At 71.8% G+C, this 19,449-nt stretch carries 16 protein-coding genes and 1 pseudogene; 5 read left to right on the forward strand and 12 right to left on the reverse strand.

Going from position 1 to position 19,449, the window contains the following annotated elements:
- Positions 1 to 126: 126 nt before the first annotated feature.
- The 4 genes and pseudogenes from ntrC to I596_RS00680 all read right to left on the reverse strand — a co-directional run bounded on the left by ntrC (position 127) and on the right by I596_RS00680 (position 4,153).
- On the reverse strand, positions 127 to 1,530 hold the full coding sequence (gene ntrC / locus I596_RS00670) for a nitrogen regulation protein NR(I) (protein WP_067642731.1): 1,404 nt from the start codon (positions 1,528 to 1,530) through the stop codon (positions 127 to 129).
- The gene (locus I596_RS19245) at positions 1,523 to 1,666 is read right to left on the reverse strand and encodes an ATP-binding protein (RefSeq protein WP_335340374.1); all 144 of its coding nucleotides are present in this window, start codon (positions 1,664 to 1,666) and stop codon (positions 1,523 to 1,525) included. The genes ntrC and I596_RS19245 overlap by 8 nt, the downstream gene beginning before the upstream one ends.
- Before the next feature lie 401 nt (positions 1,667 to 2,067).
- A pseudogene (locus I596_RS19250) lies at positions 2,068 to 2,565 on the reverse strand (histidine kinase dimerization/phospho-acceptor domain-containing protein); the annotation flags it as partial.
- Positions 2,566 to 2,941: 376 nt separating this feature from the next.
- Positions 2,942 to 4,153 (reverse strand): hypothetical protein, encoded by a 1,212-nt coding sequence (locus tag I596_RS00680; RefSeq protein ID WP_067642735.1) that lies wholly within the window; start codon positions 4,151 to 4,153, stop codon positions 2,942 to 2,944.
- 285 nt (positions 4,154 to 4,438) lie between these two features.
- On the opposite strand from I596_RS00680, the gene I596_RS00685 reads away from it, so the two are divergent.
- Positions 4,439 to 5,224, forward strand: a complete 786-nt coding sequence (locus I596_RS00685) for a TatD family hydrolase (RefSeq protein ID WP_067642737.1) — start codon at positions 4,439 to 4,441, stop codon at positions 5,222 to 5,224.
- Positions 5,225 to 5,343: 119 nt separating this feature from the next.
- Here the strand turns inward: I596_RS00685 and I596_RS00690 are convergent, their stop codons facing one another.
- From I596_RS00690 to exbB, 7 genes are all read right to left on the reverse strand, one after another.
- Positions 5,344 to 6,126 (reverse strand): AMP nucleosidase, encoded by a 783-nt coding sequence (locus I596_RS00690; protein ID WP_067642740.1) that lies wholly within the window; start codon positions 6,124 to 6,126, stop codon positions 5,344 to 5,346.
- Positions 6,127 to 6,151: 25 nt separating this feature from the next.
- Positions 6,152 to 7,138 (reverse strand): GlxA family transcriptional regulator, encoded by a 987-nt coding sequence (locus I596_RS00695; RefSeq protein ID WP_067642743.1) that lies wholly within the window; start codon positions 7,136 to 7,138, stop codon positions 6,152 to 6,154.
- Positions 7,135 to 7,698, reverse strand: coding sequence for an isochorismatase family protein (locus I596_RS00700; RefSeq protein WP_067642746.1), 564 nt, complete (start codon positions 7,696 to 7,698; stop codon positions 7,135 to 7,137). The genes I596_RS00695 and I596_RS00700 overlap by 4 nt, the downstream gene beginning before the upstream one ends.
- 232 nt (positions 7,699 to 7,930) lie before the next feature.
- On the reverse strand, positions 7,931 to 9,244 hold the full coding sequence (locus I596_RS00705) for an amidohydrolase (protein ID WP_067642749.1): 1,314 nt from the start codon (positions 9,242 to 9,244) through the stop codon (positions 7,931 to 7,933).
- A 112-nt stretch (positions 9,245 to 9,356) separates the two neighbouring features.
- On the reverse strand, positions 9,357 to 9,803 hold the full coding sequence (locus I596_RS18880) for an energy transducer TonB (RefSeq protein WP_223303888.1): 447 nt from the start codon (positions 9,801 to 9,803) through the stop codon (positions 9,357 to 9,359).
- 305 nt (positions 9,804 to 10,108) lie between these two features.
- A complete protein-coding gene (exbD, locus tag I596_RS00715) occupies positions 10,109 to 10,537 on the reverse strand; it encodes a TonB system transport protein ExbD (protein WP_067642755.1) in 429 nt (142 codons plus the stop codon).
- Between the two features lie 14 nt (positions 10,538 to 10,551).
- Positions 10,552 to 11,337, reverse strand: coding sequence for a tonB-system energizer ExbB (gene exbB / locus I596_RS00720; protein ID WP_067642758.1), 786 nt, complete (start codon positions 11,335 to 11,337; stop codon positions 10,552 to 10,554).
- Positions 11,338 to 11,567: 230 nt separating this feature from the next.
- On the opposite strand from exbB, the gene I596_RS00725 reads away from it, so the two are divergent.
- From I596_RS00725 to I596_RS00740, 4 genes are all read left to right on the forward strand, one after another.
- Positions 11,568 to 13,679, forward strand: a complete 2,112-nt coding sequence (locus tag I596_RS00725; protein ID WP_083965257.1) for a TonB-dependent receptor domain-containing protein — start codon at positions 11,568 to 11,570, stop codon at positions 13,677 to 13,679.
- Between the two features lie 68 nt (positions 13,680 to 13,747).
- Positions 13,748 to 14,428: a hypothetical protein gene (locus I596_RS00730; RefSeq protein WP_067642761.1), complete on the forward strand. Its 681-nt coding sequence runs from the start codon at positions 13,748 to 13,750 to the stop codon at positions 14,426 to 14,428.
- Positions 14,429 to 14,787: 359 nt separating this feature from the next.
- Positions 14,788 to 16,722, forward strand: coding sequence for a GGDEF domain-containing protein (locus tag I596_RS00735; RefSeq protein WP_150131938.1), 1,935 nt, complete (start codon positions 14,788 to 14,790; stop codon positions 16,720 to 16,722).
- A 272-nt stretch (positions 16,723 to 16,994) separates the two neighbouring features.
- Positions 16,995 to 17,693, forward strand: a complete 699-nt coding sequence (locus tag I596_RS00740; RefSeq protein ID WP_067642767.1) for a response regulator transcription factor — start codon at positions 16,995 to 16,997, stop codon at positions 17,691 to 17,693.
- Between the two features lie 7 nt (positions 17,694 to 17,700).
- On the opposite strand, the gene I596_RS00745 is transcribed toward I596_RS00740, so the two are convergent.
- Positions 17,701 to 19,092: a sensor histidine kinase gene (locus I596_RS00745; RefSeq protein WP_190278952.1), complete on the reverse strand. Its 1,392-nt coding sequence runs from the start codon at positions 19,090 to 19,092 to the stop codon at positions 17,701 to 17,703.
- Between the last annotated feature and the right edge of the window lie 357 nt (positions 19,093 to 19,449).

Consider the following 19,449-nt stretch of genomic DNA (forward strand, 5'->3'; position numbering starts at 1 on the left):
CGGTCAGGTGCTGCCCGGGCGACCTGTCCGATGGCTGCCGAGCCGGCGCAGGGCGTGCCCGTCCGGCTGGCTGGCCGGGCGCGCATCCGGTCACCCGATCTCCACCCCATGCCCGGAGCGGCCGGGTCAGCCGGAGCGGCTGCGGCGCCGCGAGCTGCCGAGCTTGCGCGTGACGGTGTTGCGCCCGATGCCGAGCGCTTCGGCGGCCTGGCTGCGATGGCCGCCATGAGCGGCCAGCGCGACCTCCAGCAGGACGCGGTCGAGTTCCGCGCGGGCGTGGGCGTGCAGGTCCTCGGCGCCGGCTTCGAGCATGCGCCGCGCCCAGTCGCGCAGCGGCTCGCTCCAGCCGGCGCCGTCGATGCCGGTCCCGCGGCGCCAGTCGGCCGGCAGGTCGCCGACGTCGATCTCGCGACCGCTGGCGAGGATGCCCAGCCGCCGGCACAGGTTCTCGAGCTGGCGCACGTTGCCGGGCCAATCGTGTTCGGCCAGCATCGCCAATGCGGCCGGCGTGAAGTGCTTGCGCTCGGTCCCCGCCTCGGCAGCGACCGCGGCGATGAAGTGCTCGGCCAGCGCGGCGACGTCCTCGCGCCGTTCGCGCAGCGCGGGCAGGCTGATGCGCACCACGTCCAGCCGGTGCAGCAGGTCGGCACGGAACTCGCCGCGCAGCACCTTGGCGTCCAGGTCCTGGTGGGTGGCGGCGACGACCCGTACGTCGGCATGCAGCAGCTCGCGGCCGCCCACGCGGTAGAACTCACCGCCGGCCAGCACGCGCAGCAGCCGCGTCTGCAGCGCCGGCGGCATGTCGCCGATCTCGTCCAGGAACAAGGTGCCGCCCGCGGCCTGCTCGAAGCGGCCGGCGTGACGGCGCAGCGCACCGGTAAAGGCGCCGGCCTCGTGGCCGAACAGTTCCGACTCGAGCAGCTCGGCCGGGATCGCGGCGGTGTTGAGCGCGACGAACGGCTGCCGCGCGCGGGCGCTCTCGCGATGCAGGGCGCGTGCGACCAGTTCCTTGCCGGTGCCGGTCTCGCCGGCGATCAGCACGGTCAGGCCGCTCGCCGCGGCGCGCCCGATCGAGCGGAACAGTTCGCGCATCGCCGGTCCGCGCCCGATCAGCTCGGCCTCCGGCGCCGGCGTCGCCGCGGGCGCCGGCTCGGTGACCGTCGTCTGCGCCAGCGCGCGCCGCGCCACGGCGACGGCCTCGTCCAGGTCGAAGGGCTTGGCCAGGTAGTCGAAGGCGCCGTGCCGGTAGGCGGCGGCGGTGGACGCCACGTCGGTGAAGGCGCTCATGACGATCACCGGAAAGGCCGGCTGCAGCGGCTGCAGCCGTTCCAGCAGCGACAGCCCGCTGGCGCCGGGCATGCGCACGTCGGTGAACAGGACGGCCGGGCGCTGGTCCGTCAGCGCCTCGATCACGCTTTGCGCGTCGATGAACTCGCGCAGCTCGAAGCCGGCCTCGCGCAGCGCCGCGCCGAGGACGCGGCGCACGCCGCGGTCGTCGTCGACGATCCAGATCGTTGCACGCTCAGTCATCGTCGTTCACCGGCAGCAGGAGGGTGAAGGTGGTCGCGCCCGGGCGGCCGACATGGCGCAGGTCGCCGCCGTGCTCGCGCGCGATCTCCTGCGCCAGCGCCAGGCCCAGGCCGGTGCCGTCGGGCCGTCCCGACACCAGCGGCTGGAACAGGGTGTCGGCCAGCTCCGGGGAACGCCGCGGCCGTCATCGGTCAGGTCGATCCGCAGCGCGAGCGGACGGCGTTGCTCGGCCAGCCGCACGCCGTGCTCGACGCGCGAGCGCAGCGTGAGCTGGGTCGCGCCGGCCTCGACCGCATTGCGGGCGAGGTTCAGCAGCAGCTGGTGCAGGCGGTCGCGGTCGCCCTGCACCGGCGGCACGCTCGGATCGTAGTCGCGGCGGATCTGCGGCGCGCCGGTTTCGGCGCCGACCAGGGCAGCGACGCGTTCGAGCAGCTCGTGCGGATTGATCCGGGCCAGCCGCGGCTTGCCGCCGGCCCGCAGCAGGCGGTCGGCCAGCGCCGCCAGCCGGTCGGCCTCGTCGATGATCAGCTCGGCCAGCTCCGACTGCTCCGGGACGTCCAGGTGGCGCCGCAGCAGCTGGGCCGCGCCACGCAGGCCCGCCAGCGGATTCTTGACCTCGTGGGCGAAGCCGCGCAGCGACGCCGACAGCGCCGGGGCGGCAGCATCGGATGCCGCCGGCAGGCCGTGCCATTCCAGCAGCAGGCGATCGTCTCCGAACGGCGTGAACGCGGCGTCGCCGATCAGTTCGCCGCCGGTGCCGTCGCCCAGTCGGACCTGGCGCAGCAGCACCGTGCGTCCTTCCAGCCGGGCGCGCTGCGCCGCCTCGGTGAAGCTGTCGTTGTCGATGTCCAGCAGCAGATGGCCGGTGCCGGCGCGCCGGCGCAGCAGTGCGCCGAACCGCTCGGCCAGTGCCGGATTGAGCCAGTCCATCCGCAGGGTGTCGTCGATGATCGCCAGGCCGGTCGCGCAGCCTTCGAGTACCGCTTCGGCCTCGATCGCGTCCGTCTGCACCGTTCTGGCGTTTTTTGGCGACATAGCACCATTCTAGTGCGAATTCACCTCATTGGCGCAAGCTTGGGACAGGTCCGTGGGGTGAGCGCCTGCTCGCACGCTGCGCGCTCTGGTGCGCGTCGTCTGCGCGGGCATGCGGACCTGTGAAGCATCCCGCCACGCGCCTTGCATCGCGCCAGCGGACCGGTGGGGCCTGCCGGCAGGGATTACGGTACTCGCTGCGGCGGGGCCGCCGTGCAAAGGCGCACGGGCCCGGCGGGCCGATCGTCGGCGCGTTGCGCGAGCAAAGGGAACGGCAAGGACCGACGGGTGCGCGGCGCGAGCCGGGTGCGGCGCGGGCGCCGTTGCGGCGCACAGCGCGAAGGTCCCGCCGGCCGATGCGGCCGGCGGGACCGGGGGGTTACTCGCAGGTCAGTCCGTTGACGTCGGCCAGGCGGATCCACTCGCGCTCGCCGCTGCCGGAAGGCACGCCCTCGGGCAGGTTGTTGTTGGAGGCGTAGTCGAAGACGAAGGTGCCGCAGCTCGGGAACTCGAACGTCACCGAACCCCACGGCTTGGACTGCGCGTTGAACCCTGCGCCGCCGGCGAAGCGGCCACCTTCGACCCAGATGGCCGGCGAGGTCACGCTGCGGGCGCCGGGCTGGAAGTCGACGTTGCCGTTGATCCAGAACGGCAGGCCGAGGTGGTCGAACGTGAACCAGGCCCACTGCAGCACCATGCGGCGCGGCTGGCTGCCCGAAGCGGGAACCTCGAAGATGTCGACGTACATGCCTTCGCCGCCGTGCGCCGGATCGAAGTAGGCGGCGGTCTGGTAGCCGGTGATCGGCAGGCTGCGGAACGCGTCCGGGTACAGCTGCTGGGTCGGGTTGTAGAGGCTGACGTCGGTGGTGAAGTAGCGCGTGATGCCGCCGCTGTTGATGAGGTTGTCGAAGCGGATCGAGAACGGCAGGTTGAAGTCGAAATAGCCGGCCCCGGTGTACGGGTAGTTCTCCAGCACGTAGGTGGTGCTGTTGATGACCGGCGAATCGATCAGCGAGTCGGCGATGACCGTGTTGGGTTCGGTCACGACGCGGATCAGGCTCTTGGGGTTGTCGAACGAGACGTTGTTGACCGAATTGTTCTGGGCGACCCGGATCGCCGGGAACAGCGGATACATGTCGCGGCGGCCTTCGTTGGCCGTCGCGCGCTGGATGCGCATCAGGGTGGCCGAATTGAAGGTCGTGTCGCTGCTGCAGGCGACGCGCCAGATGCGGATGACGACGTTCTCGGTCGACGCGCTCTGGCCCATGCGGATCTGGTACAGCGTCACCTGCTTCTCGAACAGCAGGCCGCTCGGCTCGTCGGGCAGCGGATCGGCCAGGCAGCTCGGCGGGTAGGTGCGCAGCACGTTGGCCTGCGGCAGGCCGGCGTACTGGCTGTCGACGCTTTCGTCGCCGGCGGTGGTCGAGGCCGGCGCCGCGGCCGCCGGGCGGCGCAGCAGCCCGGCGCGCGCCGCCTGCTCCTCGGCCACGCGCGCGGTGCGGCCGGCGTCGATCGGTGGGGCGGCGGCGAAGGCGGTCGCCGCGGCGAAGCTGCTGGCGAGCAGCGCCAGGGTGCGGAAAAGGTGGGTCATGGGGAATCTCCTGGGTGGGACGAGAGGCGTGAGCGCACGCTAGTGGTTCGCCGTGAATGCGTGGTGAACCGATCAGACGCGGATCGGCGTGGCATCGTCGCGCTGGCTGCGCCTGGACACCGATGCTAACCTCGTCGCGCCGGTGCGGCGACCCCTCGCCGCCCTTCGCCGGATCGCACGGCGATCCACGCGCCGGCACGCCCTGCGGATCCCGCGCGGCCGGCCGGCGAAACCGGCTTGGCCACCGGTCGCGCGTGCACCCGCCGTCCCATCCCTGACGTTGCCATGACCCTGATCGACATCGGCGCCAACCTCACCCACGAATCGTTTCGCCCCGACTTCGACGCGGTGCTCACCCGCGCGCGGGCGCACGGGCTCGAGCGGATCGTCGTCACCGGCGCCAGCGCCGGCGGCAGCCGCGCTGCATGGGCGCTGACCAAGGAGCATCCGGGCTTCCTGTATGCGACGGCCGGTGTCCACCCGCACCATGCCGTCGACTACGACGACGCGACCGATACGCTGCTGCGCGAGCTGCTGGCCGACGACCGCGTCAAGGCCGTCGGCGAGACCGGCCTGGACTACCACCGCAACTATTCGCCCGCGGCGGCGCAGATCGACGCGTTCGAGCGCCAGCTGGCGCTCGCGGTTGACTGCGGCAAGCCGCTGTTCCTGCACCAGCGCGATGCGCACCGAGACTTTATTGCCGCCTTCGACCGGGTGCGCGACCGCGTCGGCCGCGCGGTCGTACACTGCTTCACCGGCGAGCGCGCCGAGCTGGTCGACTACCTCGATCGTGACTGCTACATCGGCATCACCGGCTGGATCTGCGACGAGCGCCGGGGCCTGCACCTGCGCGAACTGGCGGCGCTGATACCGGGCGATCGCCTGCTGATCGAGACCGACGCGCCTTATCTCCTGCCGCGCGACCTGGTGCCGAAGCCCTCGCATCGCCGCAACGAGCCGATGTACCTCGCGCATATCTGCGCCGCCGTCGCGACGGCGCGCGGCGAGTCGATCGAGGAGATCGCCGCGGCGACAACGCGCAACGCGCACGCGTTCTTCGCGCTCTAGGCCGTATCCCCGGCGCCCGGCAGCGGGCGGGATGCGGCGCGAGAGGGGGGCCGCCGCGATCCGGGGGGGATCGGCGCCGCATTCCGGGGCTGCCGGTGTCGGCGGCTCGCCGGCTCCGCCTACTCGTCGTCCTCGAAACGCAGGTGCTTCACGCTGCGTCCGCGCCGGCGCACCAGCTTGAGCGCCTCGATGCCGATGCGGATGTGCGCGTCGACGTACTGGGCGGTGATGCCGCGATCGCTCTGTTCGGTCTTGACGCCTTCGGGAATCATCGGCTGGTCGGAGACCAGCAGCAGCGCACCGGTCGGGATGTGGTTGGCGAAGCCGGCGGCGAAGATCGTCGCGGTCTCCATGTCGATCGCCATGCAGCGCGTGCGCCGCAGGTAGGATTTGAAGTCCTCGTCGTGCTCCCAGACCCGGCGGTTGGTGGTGTAGACCGTGCCGGTCCAGTAGTCGTGGCCGAGGTCGCGGATCATCGTGGACACCGCGCGCTGCAGCTGGAACGCCGGCAGCGCCGGCACCTCCGGCAGCAGGTAGTCGTTGGACGTGCCCTCGCCGCGAATCGCCGCGATCGGCAGCACCAGGTCACCGAGCTGGTTCTTCTTCTTGAGCCCGCCGCACTTGCCGAGGAACAGGCAGGCCTTGGGCGCGATCGCGCTGAGCAGGTCCATCACCGTGGCGGCGTTCGGACTGCCCATGCCGAAGTTGATCAGGGTGATGCCGTCGGCCGTGGCATTGGGCATCGGCCGGTCGCGGCCGTTCACCTCGACGCCGTGCCATTGCGCGAAGACCTCGACGTAGTGGCCGAAGTTGGTCAGCAGGATCTGCTCGCCGAAGCCGTCCAGCGCCGTGCCGGTGTAGCGAGGAAGCCAGTTGTCGACGATCTCGTTCTTGCTGCGCATGGCGCGAGTATAAGCGGCGCGCCGCTCAATCGGCCTCGCGCGCGCGGCGCGGCGGCGTGGCGTGCGACCGGTGCCAGGCGCGGCGCAGCTGGCGTGCCGAGGCGAAGCCGCAGCGCTCGGCGATGCGTTCCATGTCCAGCCGGGTCTGGCCGAGCAGTTCCTGGGCCAGGCAGATGCGCAGGCGGCCGACGTACTCGGGCAGGCTCATGCCGGCATGCTGGTTGAACAGCCGCGACAGGTGCCGCGGGCTGGCGCCGACCCGGGCCGCCAGCGCCGCCAGCGACCAGGTGCCGGCCGGGTCGGCGGCGACCAGGTCCTGCGCGTGATGCACGGCCGGATGGATGTGGTTGCGGCCTTCGAGCCAGGGCGAGAGCTGCGGGTCGCCGCCGCCGCGGCGCAGGTAGACCACCAGGTGGCGGGCCACGGCGACCGCGCAGGCGACGCCGGCCAGGCGTGCGACCAGGTGCAGCATCAGGTCGATGCCGGCGGTGACACCGGCACTGGTCCAGCAGCGGCCGTCCTCGACGTAGAGCCGATTCTCGACCACGCGGGCGGCCGGGGCGACGGCTGCCAGCTCGGCGCAGCAGGAGAAGTGCGTCGTGCAGGCCCGTCCGTCGAGCAGGCCGGCGCGGCCGGCCAGCAGGCCACCGGAGCAGATCGACACGATCGTCGGCCGCTGGCCGACACGCTCGCGCAGCCAGTCCACGATCGCCTGTTCCCCGGCGTCCTCGGCGTGGCGGTCGCCAGCCGCGGCGAAGGCCACGCGGTCGACGCTGCCGGCGATCAGCACGATCGCCTCGCCCGGAACGCGCCGGGGCAGCGGCGCGATACCGGCCAGGCGCAGACCGATCGAGCTGGTCATCGCCGCGGTCGCGGCGACGTAGCGGACATCGAAGCGCACCGCGCGTTGCTCCATGTTCGCGCGGCGCAGCACCTCCAGCGGGCCGGCGACGTCCAGCAGCAGGCAGCGCGGCGGCAGGACGACCAGGACCGGGACCGCCTGGGTGCTCATGCCGCGGCGGGCAGGGCGCCGTCCAGCGCCTGGCGCACGTCGACAATGCGGGCGAAGCGGCCGGCCAGCACCAGCTCGGTGCGCGCCTTGATCTCGCCGGCCGTCCACCGGCGTCCCTGCGCGTCGGTCATCGCGAAGGTCAGGGTGGCCTCGCTGACGAAATCGACCGCGTAGCCGAGGTCCGAGGCATGGCGCGTGGTGGTTTCGCAGCATTGCTCGGTGCGGATGCCGGCGACCAGCAGGCGGCCGATGCGCCGCTCGACCAGCCAGCCGCCGAGGCCGCTGTCGACGAGGGCGCTGTGGCGGTGCTTGTGGAAGACGGCATCGGCCTGGAGCGACAGGCCGTCGAGCGTGCGGACGTGGCCCGACGCCACTGCGAACGGCCCCTCCGGATCGACATGGAAGACCTGCGCGATCGGCAGGCCGGCACGCTGCGCGCCGTCCACCAGGGCCTGCAGGCGCTCGATGAAGGCCGGCACGTCGGCGGCGTCCCAATAGGCACGGTGGCGAAACGATTCCTGCACGTCGACGACGATCAGCGCGGTATCGACCGGGGACATGGCGGTGCTCCGAGAAAGGTGGGAGCGGCATTGTCGGTACCGGTCATGCGTGGCGATAGGCCGCGACCGACGCAAAAACGGACAAAAAAAGCCACGCCGGACGGGGCCCGCGCCACCGGCGCGCGGCTGGTGCGGCCGGTGGCGCGCGGCGGAGGGGACGATCTGGGGTCGCGCCGCCCCGCCCCTGCGGGGCGGGCGGACCGGCGCAGGCGTTCGCGTCCTGCTCGACACCCTACTCGGCGTCGTAGCCGAGGAAGTCCAGGCTCGCCTGCAGCATCGCGCGCGTACCGGTTTCCAGGGCTGCCTCGTCGACGAAGAAGCGTGGCGAGTGGTTGCCCGGTGCGGTCGCCGGATCCTGTCCCGCCGGCGTCACGCCGACATTGAAATAGACGCTGGGCGCCGAGGTCGCCAGGGCCAGGTGCGGGAAGTCCTCCGAGGCGGTCCAGCGCTGGGCCTCCTGCACCTGCGCGGCGCCCAGCGCGCGTTCCAGGCTGGCGCGTACCCGCCGCGTCAGGGCGGGATCGTTGCTGTTGACCGGATTGCTACCCGGGACCACCGGGATCTCGGCCGTGATCGTCGCGCCGCTGGCGGCGGCGATGTGCTCGGCCATGGCCTTGAGGCTGGCCAGCGCCTGCCGGCGCATGTCCTCGTCGAACGCGCGGACCGTGCCGTGCAGCTCGGCGCTGTCGGGCACGATGTTGAAGCGCTGGCCGCCGTTGAAGATGCCGAAGGTGACCACGGCCGGCTCGCGGTTGATGTCGAGCTGGCGGCTGACGATCGTCTGCGCCGCGTTGACGATCTGCGCACCGACGACGATCGGGTCGATGCCCTTCCAGGGCGTCGCGCCATGGCTCTGGCGGCCGTGCACGACGATGCGGAACGTGTCGGAGCTGGCCATCATCGGCCCCTCCCGCAGCGCCACCGTTCCGGCCGGCAGGATGCTGACGACGTGCATGCCGAAGATCGCATCCGGCCGGAACTGCTCGAACAGGCCTTCCTCGACCATCAGCGGCGCGCCTCCGGCCTCGCCCGGCGGTGCGCCCTCCTCGGCCGGCTGGAAGATCACCATGACCTCGCCGGCGAGCCGCTCGCGCAGCGCCGACAGGGCGCCGGCGACGCCGAGCGTCATCGCGGTATGGGTGTCGTGGCCGCAGGCGTGCATGACGCCGACCTCGCGGCCCAGGTATTCGCCACGTGCGCGCGAGGCGAACGGCAGGTCGACTTCCTCGGTCACCGGCAGGGCGTCCATGTCGGCGCGGATCGCCAGCTTCGGCCCGGCGCGCCCGCCCTTGAGGACGCCGACCACGCCGGTGTGCGCCACGCCGGTACGCACCGTGTAGCCCAGCCGGCGAAGCTCGGCTTCGACGATCTTGGCGGTGCGGAACTCCCGGTTGCTGAGCTCCGGGTGCTGGTGCAGGTCGCGTCGCCAGGCGGTGATCTGCGGCAGCAGGCGCTGGACCTCGGCCGCGGCCGGATCCGGTGCGGCGCCGGCCGCGGGCAGCGCGGCAGCCAGTGCGAAGACGCCGATCAGCAGACGCAGGTGCATGGTTCCCCCGGGGAAGCGACTGGAGGGGTGCACTTTCGCACCTGGATCGGCCCGATGCACCCCCTGGCGCCCGGGCGGGATCCGGCGCCGCGGCCGCCGTACCGCGATCGCCTCAGCGCCGCCGCAGGCGGAACTCCACCGGCACCACCACCTCGACCGGATCGCCTTCGATCTCGCGGGGCGGCGCTGGCAGCGGCTGCGCCCGGCGGACCACCTCCAGTGCCTCGGCGTCGAGCGCTGCCGACCCGCTGCCGCGCTCGAGCCGGACCGCCGTGACGGCACCGCGGCGATCGACGCTGAAGCGCAGGTAGGTCACGCCTTCGTGGCGCTGGCGCAGCGCGCGCATCGGGTAGCGGCGAAAGCCTTCCAGGTGACCGAGCAGGCGGCTTTGCCAGCTGGCCTCAGCCGCCCGCTGCGCGCCGGTGGCGTGGCCGGCAGGTACCGCCGAGCCGGCCGTGGTGGCGGGCGGCGGAGGGGCGGCGGCTGCGTCAGCGTCGGGTTCCGCCGCGGCGGTGGATGCGGGAGGCGCCGCCGCGGCCGGATCGGCACGGGGTGCCACCGGCGTCTGTTCCGGTGGCTTCGGCGGGGAAGGAGTCGCATCGGTGGTTCGCCGCGCCGGGGCCGGTGCAGGGGCCGGTGCAGGCGCAGGCGTGACAGGCACGGACGCCGGGGCCGGTGGGCTCGGTCGCGCGGAGTCCGCTGGCGCAGCGGGCGGCGCCAGGTCGATCAGGATCGCCGCCGGTGCCCCGATGGAAGCCAGTGGCTGCGCCGGCCGCCGGACCAGCCAGGCGACCGCCAGGCCATGCGCGAGCAGCACCGCCAGCAGCGAAAGGCCCCAGCGCCGCGCCGACGGTGTCGCAGGCATCACGGCGTGGTCGCCGCCTCCGCCCCGACCAGGGCGATGTGCAGGTAGCCGGCATCGCGCAGTGCGTTCATCGCCGCCATCACTTCGCCATAGGCCAGCTCGCGATCGGCGCGCAGGAAGATCCGCCGCGCGTGGTCGCCGCCGGTGGCGGCATCGAGCGCCGCGGCAAGGTCGGCGCGCGCCACCGGCCGGTCGTCGAGCTGCAGCGACCGGTCCGGCTGCAGGGTCAGGAACAGGCTCCGATCCTCGCGCGGCTGCGGGGCCGCGTTCGATTCGGGCAGGTCCACGGCGGTGTCCACCGTCGCCAGCGGCGCGGCGATCATGAAGACGATCAGCAGCACCAGCATCACGTCGATGAACGGCGTGACGTTGATCTCGTGCGATTCCTCGAGATCGTCGTCGTCGTGCGGGCGGATGCGGGCAGCCATGGGACGGGGGTCGCTCAGCGTGCGGCTGCGGGCTGCAGCGGGCCGCGGTCGGGCCGATCGGCCTGGAGTGGTGTCGCGGCGCGTGGACCTGCCGCTGCGCGGCGGTCGAGGTCGCGCGAGACGATCTGCTGTACGGCCGCGGAAAGGTCCGACGTCCGCGCGCGCGCTGCCGCCGCGCTGCGGGCGAAATGGTTGTAGACGACCACCGCCGGAATCGCGGCTACCAGGCCGAGCGCGGTGGCGAGCAGGGCCTCGGCGATGCCGGGCGCGACCACCGCGAGCTGCGTCGTGCGCGCATGGGCGATGCCGATGAAGCTGTTCATGATGCCCCATACGGTGCCGAACAACCCCACGAACGGTGCCGTCGCGCCGATCGTCGCCAGCAGCCCGGTGCCGCGGCGCAGCTGCCGCGCGTGCGCCGCCTCGATGCGCTCGAACCGTGACGCGATGCGCTCCTTGATGCCGCCGGCGTCGGCCAGTCCCTGCGACAGGTGCAGTTCCTGCTCGGCCGCTGCGAGCAGGCGGGCGGCGACGGCGTCGAGCGGTGTCGCGCCGGAAGCGAGGTCGGCGAGCGATGCGGTCGCGGCCAGGCGTTGTGCGGTTTCGTGCTGCCGGCGGGCGCTGCCGCGCAGCTCCCAGGCCTTGGCGACCAGGATCGTCCAGGTCAGCACCGAGGCCACGGCCAGGCCCAGCATCACCGCCTGCACGACCCAGTCGGCGGCGAGAAACATGCCCCAGACCGAGAGGTCGTGAGGCAGCGCCGGCCCGGGCGCTGCGCTGGATGCGGCGTCGCGGGTCATGGCCTGGGTCCCCGAGCGGGCAGCCGCTTGCGAGGCCCGTGCGCGCGGACGGTTCGATGGCGCGGCGGGGCCGGTGGCGGAGAGGCGGATCGGGCGGGCACGACGAGGCTCCGGACACGGATGGGCGAGGGGCGGGCAGGCGCCGGCGCCTGCCGCTTCCCCGGGGATCGCTTGTCAATTAGAATGAGAACCATTCTCACTATTATGCGCACTCGTAACAGGACCATGATATGACCAGCCTGCCCTTCGTTGCCAATCGGCCGCACCCGGTCGTTCCCGCCCTGACCTCGCGTGCACCCGCGCGGCTGGCCACGGCCCTGATCTCGATCCTCGCCGCCGCCGGCGCCTATGCCCAGGCGCCCGAGCAGCCGGCACCGGGAACGGTCTACCTCTCGCCGCTGGTGACACAGGCCGACGAGGAGGATCCCTATGCCGAGCCGGCCGCCGAGAGCGCGATCAGCGCCGACGCGATCGACCTGTTCGGCGGCCAGAACCTCGACGACGTCCTGCGCTCCACCGCCGGCACCTTCACCCGCGACAACCCGCAGAACCCGGGCGTGGCGGTCAACATCCGCGGCCTGGAAGGCTCCGGCCGCGTCAACATGATGATCGACGGCGTCCGCCAGAACTTCCGCTTCACCGGCCACGAGGCGCAGGGCTTCACCTATGTCGATCCGGCCCTGCTGGCCGGCATCGACGTCAGCCGCGGCGCGGTCTCCGGTGTCGGCGGCGCCGGCGCGCTCGGCGGCGCCGTCAATTTCCGCACGCTCGGCGCGGACGACATCCTGTCGCCGGGCCGCACCGCCGGCGGCTTCATGGCGCTCAACTACGGCGACAACGGCGCCGGCTTCGCGCCGGTCGCCGCCGGCGCGGCGCGCTTCGGCACGGTCTCGCTCGCCGCCGCGGTCAGCAAGCGATCGCCGGACAACTACGACAACGGCGACGGCCTGGAAGTCCCGGGTACCGAGCAGGACCTGCTCTCGGGCCTGGTCAAGTTCGAGTACCGGCCCAGTGCCGATCACCGCCTGACCCTCGGCGGCATCTACTACGACAACGACTTCCTCGCCAACTCCTACAACCAGAACATCGATTCCAAGCAGTACACCGCCAACTACGCCTACACGCCCGGGACGGACCTGGTCGACCTGCGCGTCAATGCCTATCGCAGCGACGTGACGATGACCTATTCCAATGCGCCCGGCATCCCCACCGGCGGCACGGCGCTGGGACGCGTGATCGAGGACGTCGGCACCGGCTTCGACATCAGCAACACCTCGCGCCTGGGCTCCAACGTGGCGATCAACTACGGCATCGAGTACTTCCACGACGACGTCGACGTCGTCAACAGCGCCGCCGTGCCGGACCGCGGCGTCAATCCCAGTGGCGAGAGCTCGATCGGCGGCGTGTTCGCCGACACGCGCGTGCGGTTCGGCATCGCCGACGTGATTCTCGGCCTGCGCTACGACCGCTACACCGTCGAGGGGCGCGGCTCGGTGACGGCCGGCAATCCGCTCGGCATGCCGGAAGGGCCGTACGTGGTGGACCGCTCGGACGGCCGCTTCAATCCGAAGCTGACGCTGGCCCTCAACCCCGCCGACTGGGTGCAGCCCTACGTCAGCTGGAGCAAGACGTTCCGGCCGCCGACGATCTCCGAGACGATGACCGGCGGCAGCCATCCGCCGTCGGGCGGTCCGCCGCAGTCGTTCTTCCCGAATCCGTTCATCAAGCCGGAGACCTCGCGCGGCTGGGAGGCCGGTGCCAACTTCACGAGCGGGCCCGCGTTCACCGCCGACGACAGCCTGCGCGTGAAGCTCGGCTACTTCCACAACCGGGTCGACGACTACATCACCGCGATCATGGGCCAGGGCGTGTACTTCGGAAACAACCCCGGCACCTCGACCGTGAAGGGCATCGAGCTGGAGGGTGGCTACGACGCCGGCTTCGTGTTCGCGAACCTCAGCTACACCCACACCGATTCGGACCTGCCTTCGCAGGTCAACGGCTTCGGCGCGCAGAGCTACGTGCCCGACGACGTGCTCAGCGCGACGATCGGCGCCCGCCTGATCGAGCGCCGGCTCACGCTCGGCACGCGCTACTACAAGGTCTCGCGCAGCTTCATCGGCGAGATCAATGCCCCGGCCGGCGATCCGTGGGAACCGGGCTACGGCCTGGTCGATCTGTTCGCCAACTACGTCTTCACCAACGGCACCGAGCTGCGCGCGAACGTCTCGAACCTGGGCGACAAGGCCTACACGCCGGTCCTCAGCACGCCGGCCGGCGGCAGCGACCTGGACACCGGCCGCGGCCGGACGGTGTCGGTGACCGCCAAGTTCCGGTTCTGACCGCGCTGCCGGCACGGACCTCTTTGGTCCGCGCCGGCAGCGCCCGTGCCCTCCGAGGATTCGACCCCATGATCGTTCGCACGCCCTTCGCCATCCTGGCCGCCCTGGCCGCCGCACCTGCCATCGCGGCGGACCATCCGCTCTCGTTCACCGCCGACGGCAGCAGCCGCTGGTACGAGTTCTACACCGGCTCGTTCGCCCAGCTCGACAAGGGCTACGGCGGCGACCCGGCGCTCGACGGCTTCTTCCGGATCGGCGCCGAAGCCGATCCGTTCGCACCGAGCGTGTTCGAGCCCGCCGGCGAGGGCGTCGACGTGTTCCCGCACGAACAGGCATTCGGAAACGTCGGAACCATCAGCTTTACCGGCAGCGGCAACGGGACCTTCGCCATCACGGCGGTGACGCTCGACCTGGCCCCGCACGTCACCGCCGAGCACGGTGTGCTCGGCACCGGCTATCGCACGACGGTCAGCAATCCGGTCGGCACGATCACCTTCGCCGGCGGCGCGGTCACCGACATCCGGCTGGAGGCGGCCATCAGCTTCGAGCTCGACGCCAACTACATCCCGTCGATGGGGTGGCTGCCGTACGACGGGACGCTGGCGATCGCCGGCAACCGGTTCGACATCTTCGTCGACGACGACTACCCCTTCGCCCACGGCAGCCTGCGCTACGTCTGGGACCTGACCGGCTCCGTGGACGGCGTCGGCACCGGCGCCGATCCGATCTTCGCCAGCGGTTTCGACTGAAAGCCGGGCCGGCGTCGCTCGCGAGCGTAGGCCAAGTCCGCTACGATCCGCCGACTCGACCCGGCCGGCGCCCCGAGCCGGTCGTCGAGCTCGAATCGTGAGCGTGCCATGGACTTCAGGATGAGCGCGAACGCCGGGCGGTTCTCCGCCAGGCTGCATCGCAACGACGCGTCGGCATCGCCGCACGGCACGATGCCGCGGCCGGCGGCGGGTCCCGCGGTTGCCTCGACGCCGGTGCCGGGTCCGCTGCGGCGACGGCCCGTATCGTGACCGGCCGCGTTCCCGGCGGCGGCGCTTCCGGTGGGCGGCCTTCGGCGTCCGGCCCGGCCAGCAGCGACCGGCCGGCCCGGCACGGGCCGGTGCGGCGCGGTTTCGGCACGGGGCTGGCGATTCTCCTGGCGATCGCCGTCCCGGCCGTCGCGACCACGCCGTACGACGAAGCGACCGATCCCCACGCCGGCGCGCTGCGCCAGTGCTTCCAGTCGCAGCAGACCGACCCGCTCGGCGCTGCGGCGACGGCCGAGCGGATTCTCGATGCGCAGCCGGTGCGAATCGAAACGCAGCTGCGCGCCCTGGTGTGCCTGGGCATGGCCAAGGGTACGCTCGGCGAGCCCGCGGCCGCCGACCAAGCGGCCACGAAGGTCCTCACCCTGCTCGACCTGCACGCGCTGCCGGCCGGCGAGCAGGCCCGCGCGCGCATGAATGCCGCCGGCATCCTGCAGACCATCGGCCAGCCGCAGCGCGCCACCGCCCTGCTCGAACGCGCACTGGACGCGGCCAAGGCCGATGCGCCGGGCCTGTCCCAGCTGATGATGCTCGACAGCCTGGCGCTGCTCCATGCGGCCGACCTGGAGAACAACGAGGTGGCCGAAGGCTACTTCCGCCAGGCGATCGAACTGGCGCCGATGCTCGGCGCGGAAAACCCGATGCGCTACTACAGCGCCGCGCTGAACCTGGTCCAGCTCGGCCGCCACGACGAGGCGATGCGGGCCTTCGATCGCGCCGAGGCGATGGCCACGCGCCCGGGTCCGGGGCTGGACCAGCTGCTGTACCGCATCCGGACCAACCGGACCGACGTCCTGGTGGCGCGGGGCGAGCGCGACCGCGCGCTGGCCGAGCTTCAAACATCGGTCCTCGCCCAGCAGCAGCTGCGCGACGTCCAGGGCGAAGCGGTCAGCTGGGCCAAGCTCGGCGCGCTCCAGCTCACGGCCGGCGACACCGGCGCGGCGCTGGCGTCCGCCACGGCGGCGCTGCGCCTGGCCGACCAGGGCAACTTCATCAACGAGCAGCGCGATGCCCTGAAACTGCTGGTGAACGTGCATCGCAGCCGCGGCGAGCTCGCGCAGGCGCTGGGTCTGGCCCAGCGGCAGCACGACATGGAGCTGGCGCGGCTGCGCAACCGCAACCTGCGCACCATGGCGGCGCTGCAGGCGCAGCTCGAAAGCCAGGACCAGGTGCGCCAGGTCGAGCGGCTGCAGCACCAGAACCAGGTCCAGTCCTTGCGGGTCGAGCGTGCCGACCTGCTGCGCAACGCGGCGGTCGCTTTGCTGGGGCTGGTCGGCGTCGTCGGCACCGCGTTCGTGCTGTACCAGCGCCGGGTCAATCGCCGGCTGCGCCGCTGGAGCACGCTCGATCCGCTGACCGGCCTGATCAATCGCCGTGAGGCCGCGCGGCGATTGGCCGCCGCCGAGCGCGACGACCGCCGGCGCATGGTGCTGTTCCTGGTGGACGCGGATCGGTTCAAGGCGATCAACGACACCTACGGCCATGCCGCCGGCGACCGCGTGCTGGTCGAACTGTCCACGCGCCTCCAGGCCGCCTGCCGGAGCGGCGACATCCTGGCGCGCTGGGGCGGGGAGGAATTCGTCGTCGCCTGCCCGCACGAGACGCTCGAGCAGGCCACCGCGACCGCCGAACGGCTCCGCAGCGCCGCCGTGCAGCGGCCGGTCCGGCTGGCCGGCGACGAGGCGTGGCCGTTGAGCGTATCGATCGGGTTCGCGCCGCTGCCGTTCTTTCCGGATGCGTCGAGCGAGCAGTGGCAGAAGGCGCTGCGCATTGCGGACATCGCGCTGTACGTGGCCAAGCATTCCGGGCGCGACGCCTGGGCGGGGCTGTGGGGCGTCGACGGCAGCGGCGTCGCGCCGCAGACGATCGGGCGCGACCTGGAAGCGCTGGCGCGGCAAGGCCGGATCCGGCTCGCGGGCAGCCGCCCGATGCGCTGGCAGGCGGCCGCCCCGGAAGCTGCCGCGGACGCGATGGGCGGCATCGGCATGGCCGCGCTGCCGCCGTCGTAGCGGCGCGCGGGGCCGTCTGGACGGCCGAACCGGTGGATCGCCGCCGATCGCGTGGCGACGGCGTTGCAGCGCCGTGCGCCCGTTCTGAATTCGCGCGTCGCACATCGCTACAATGCGTTCGATCGAACAGCGGCCCGACACGTCCGGAGGCCGCTCAGGGGGAAGGGAAGTGTCCACAAAGCACGCTGCCGGGCGTTCCTGTATCGGTTCGGCACGACGACGGGGGCGCGGTGGCTAGAGGTGTGAGTGAGAGCGGGACCGGCAGGCCTCCGTTGCGAATCGCGCTGGTGGAGGACGATGCCGAGCTGCGCGACGCCATCCTGGCGCCGGCGCTGGTCGAGGCGGGATTCGAGGTTGCGGCATTCGGCAGCGCGGCCGCGCTGTACCGTTCGCTGCTCCACCGCAGCTTCGACGTCGTCGTCCTCGATCTCACCCTGCCGGACGAGGACGGCTTCGAGGTAGCGCGCTACCTGCGCTCGCTGTCGTCGATCGGGATCGTCATGCTCACCGGCCGCGGCGGCAGCCCCGACCGGGTCCGCGGGCTGCGCCACGGCGCCGACGCCTATCTGACCAAGCCGCTGGACATCGACCTCCTCACCGCCACGCTGCACAGCCTGTCACGGCGCCTGGAACCGTCCGAGGCCGGCACGGCGCGCGGGCGCTGGCGGCTCGGCGACGGCGACTGGAACCTGCTGACGCCGGACGGCGACTGCATCGACCTGACCGCGTCGGAGCGCAGCATCCTGCGCACGCTGTTCAACGCCGACGGCCAGCCGGTGCAGCGCGAGGAGCTGATCGCCTGCCTGACCGGCGACGTCTACGATTTCGATCCGCACAGGCTGGAGATGCTGGTGCATCGCCTGCGGCGGAAGGTCGCCGCGGGCTCGCGGCAGGCGCTGCCGCTGCGCGCCGTGCGCGGCAAGGGCTACGTGCTCGCGGTCTCGGGCCGCGTGGGCGCGGCGTCGGGCTAGGCGCCGCTCAGGCAGCCGTCGCCCGCGGCAGGCGGACGAGGAAGCGCGCGCCTTCCGCGGTGTCCTCGGCGCTGATGTCGCCGCCGGCGTTGCGGACCAGGTTGGCCGCCACGGCCAGGCCCAGGCCCGTGCCCTGGCCGTTCGGCTTGGTCGTGAAGAACGGCTCGAAGATCCGCTCGCGAAGGTCCGCTGCGATGCCCGGGCCGGTGTCGGTGAACACGATGTCCACCGCGGCTTCGTGCGGACGGACCTGGATGTCGAAGCGGCCGCCGCCGGTCATCGCCTGGTTGGCGTTGGCGGCGATGTTGAGCGCCACCAGCGCGAACTGCGCCGGATCGAACGCCACCGGGAGCGCGTCGCTGCCGACCACGTCGATGTGCATCCGGATGCCCGGGTCGAACAGCTGCAACAGCATCGGCTCCATGTCGCGCATCGCGCGGGCCGCGTCGAAGACCTCGATCCGGGTGGCGTCGTTGCGGCTGAAGTTCAGGAGATTCTGGGTGATCGCCGCAGCGCGCCGCGCCGCCGACTCCATGCCGTCCAATGCCTGGCGCAGTTCATCCGGGTCGCGGCTCTTGCGGCCGCGTTGCGCGTAGCCGAGCATCAATCCGAGCAAGTTGTTGAAATCGTGCGCCACGCCGCTCGCGAGGCGGCCGACGGCCTCGACTTTCTGTGCATGGACCAGCTGCTCGCGCACGCGCCCATGCTCGGTGATTTCCGCTTCGAGGCGCTGGTTGACGCGGGCCAGCTCGTTGCCGCGCTGGTTCGCTTCGTTGAGGCTCTCGCGCAGTGCCGCCACGGCACGGTCGATCACGATCGAGATCAGCAGGAACAGCACGGCCGTGATCGTCGCGCCGATCACCTCGTCGACGACCGAGGCGGCAGCGATCTTGCCGGTGCGCATGTCCGTCGCCAGGCCGACCGCGAACGCGACGATCAGCCAGCCATACATCCACCACAGTGCGCGCCGTCCCAGCACGAGGCCGGCGACGACGATCCACACGACCTGGATCGGCTGCTCGTAGGCCTGGGCGGTCAGACCGCTGGCGGCATAGGAAAGCACCATCAGCAGCGCGGCCACGCCGAGCAGCAGCCTCGCGGCTGCGCGGAACCGGCCGTGCCGGATCATCGCCAGGCTGATCCACGCCATCGTGGTCAGGGACAGGCTCATCACGAGGCTCGCCGTCTCGTCCGGACGCCACGGAAGGGCGCTTATCGCGATCCGGTACAGCCACATCAGCGGCGGAACGCAACCGATGACGATCAGCACGACCTGCAGCATCGGTGCATTGCGCCGGTCGACCGGATCGTCGATCGGTGCGGCCGCCAGCCAGCGCCGGATGATGCGCCAGGGCGACGGGAACGGTCGCGGCGTACGGGAGGGCGTAGCGGCGTTCATCGAGGTTCGAAGGCGGGCGATGCCGACGCGCATGCGCCGGACGGAACGCTCTTATACACACCGCCTCGACGCCAGCGCCAGCCGGGCATCGCCAGCGCCGGCATCGGCGCACAAGGCGCTGCGCCGTCTGAAAACAAATGTGTCGCAATGTTTTCCGAGTGGAAAAGTGTGCAACGCCTCACGCGAATGAGAGATTTCGTGAGCATGGGGTGAGGATACGTTAGTGATGGCCTTGGGCGGCCCCTCCTAGCATTAATGGAACAACAACTTAGGTCGGCCGCGGCGGTCAGCCGGGGCGTTCTGAGCGGTGCTCGGAGGATCGCGGTGGCGCGTGCGCCGTCGATCCGCAGCACTACC

Origin of the sequence: Dokdonella koreensis DS-123, from assembly GCF_001632775.1 — a bacterium.
GTDB classification, from domain to species: Bacteria; Pseudomonadota; Gammaproteobacteria; order Xanthomonadales; family Rhodanobacteraceae; genus Dokdonella; species Dokdonella koreensis.

Coding starts and splice junctions, on each gene's coding strand:
- ntrC (WP_067642731.1), bottom strand. CDS start 1,530: ATGACTGAGCGTGCAACGATCTGGATCGTCGACGACGACCGCGGCGTG.
- I596_RS00680 (WP_067642735.1), bottom strand. CDS start 4,153: ATGACCCACCTTTTCCGCACCCTGGCGCTGCTCGCCAGCAGCTTCGCC.
- I596_RS00685 (WP_067642737.1), top strand. CDS start 4,439: ATGACCCTGATCGACATCGGCGCCAACCTCACCCACGAATCGTTTCGC.
- I596_RS00690 (WP_067642740.1), bottom strand. CDS start 6,126: ATGCGCAGCAAGAACGAGATCGTCGACAACTGGCTTCCTCGCTACACC.
- I596_RS00695 (WP_067642743.1), bottom strand. CDS start 7,138: ATGAGCACCCAGGCGGTCCCGGTCCTGGTCGTCCTGCCGCCGCGCTGC.
- I596_RS00700 (WP_067642746.1), bottom strand. CDS start 7,698: ATGTCCCCGGTCGATACCGCGCTGATCGTCGTCGACGTGCAGGAATCG.
- I596_RS00705 (WP_067642749.1), bottom strand. CDS start 9,244: ATGCACCTGCGTCTGCTGATCGGCGTCTTCGCACTGGCTGCCGCGCTG.
- exbD (WP_067642755.1), bottom strand. CDS start 10,537: ATGGCTGCCCGCATCCGCCCGCACGACGACGACGATCTCGAGGAATCG.
- exbB (WP_067642758.1), bottom strand. CDS start 11,337: ATGACCCGCGACGCCGCATCCAGCGCAGCGCCCGGGCCGGCGCTGCCT.
- I596_RS00725 (WP_083965257.1), top strand. CDS start 11,568: ATGACCAGCCTGCCCTTCGTTGCCAATCGGCCGCACCCGGTCGTTCCC.
- I596_RS00730 (WP_067642761.1), top strand. CDS start 13,748: ATGATCGTTCGCACGCCCTTCGCCATCCTGGCCGCCCTGGCCGCCGCA.
- I596_RS00745 (WP_190278952.1), bottom strand. CDS start 19,092: ATGAACGCCGCTACGCCCTCCCGTACGCCGCGACCGTTCCCGTCGCCC.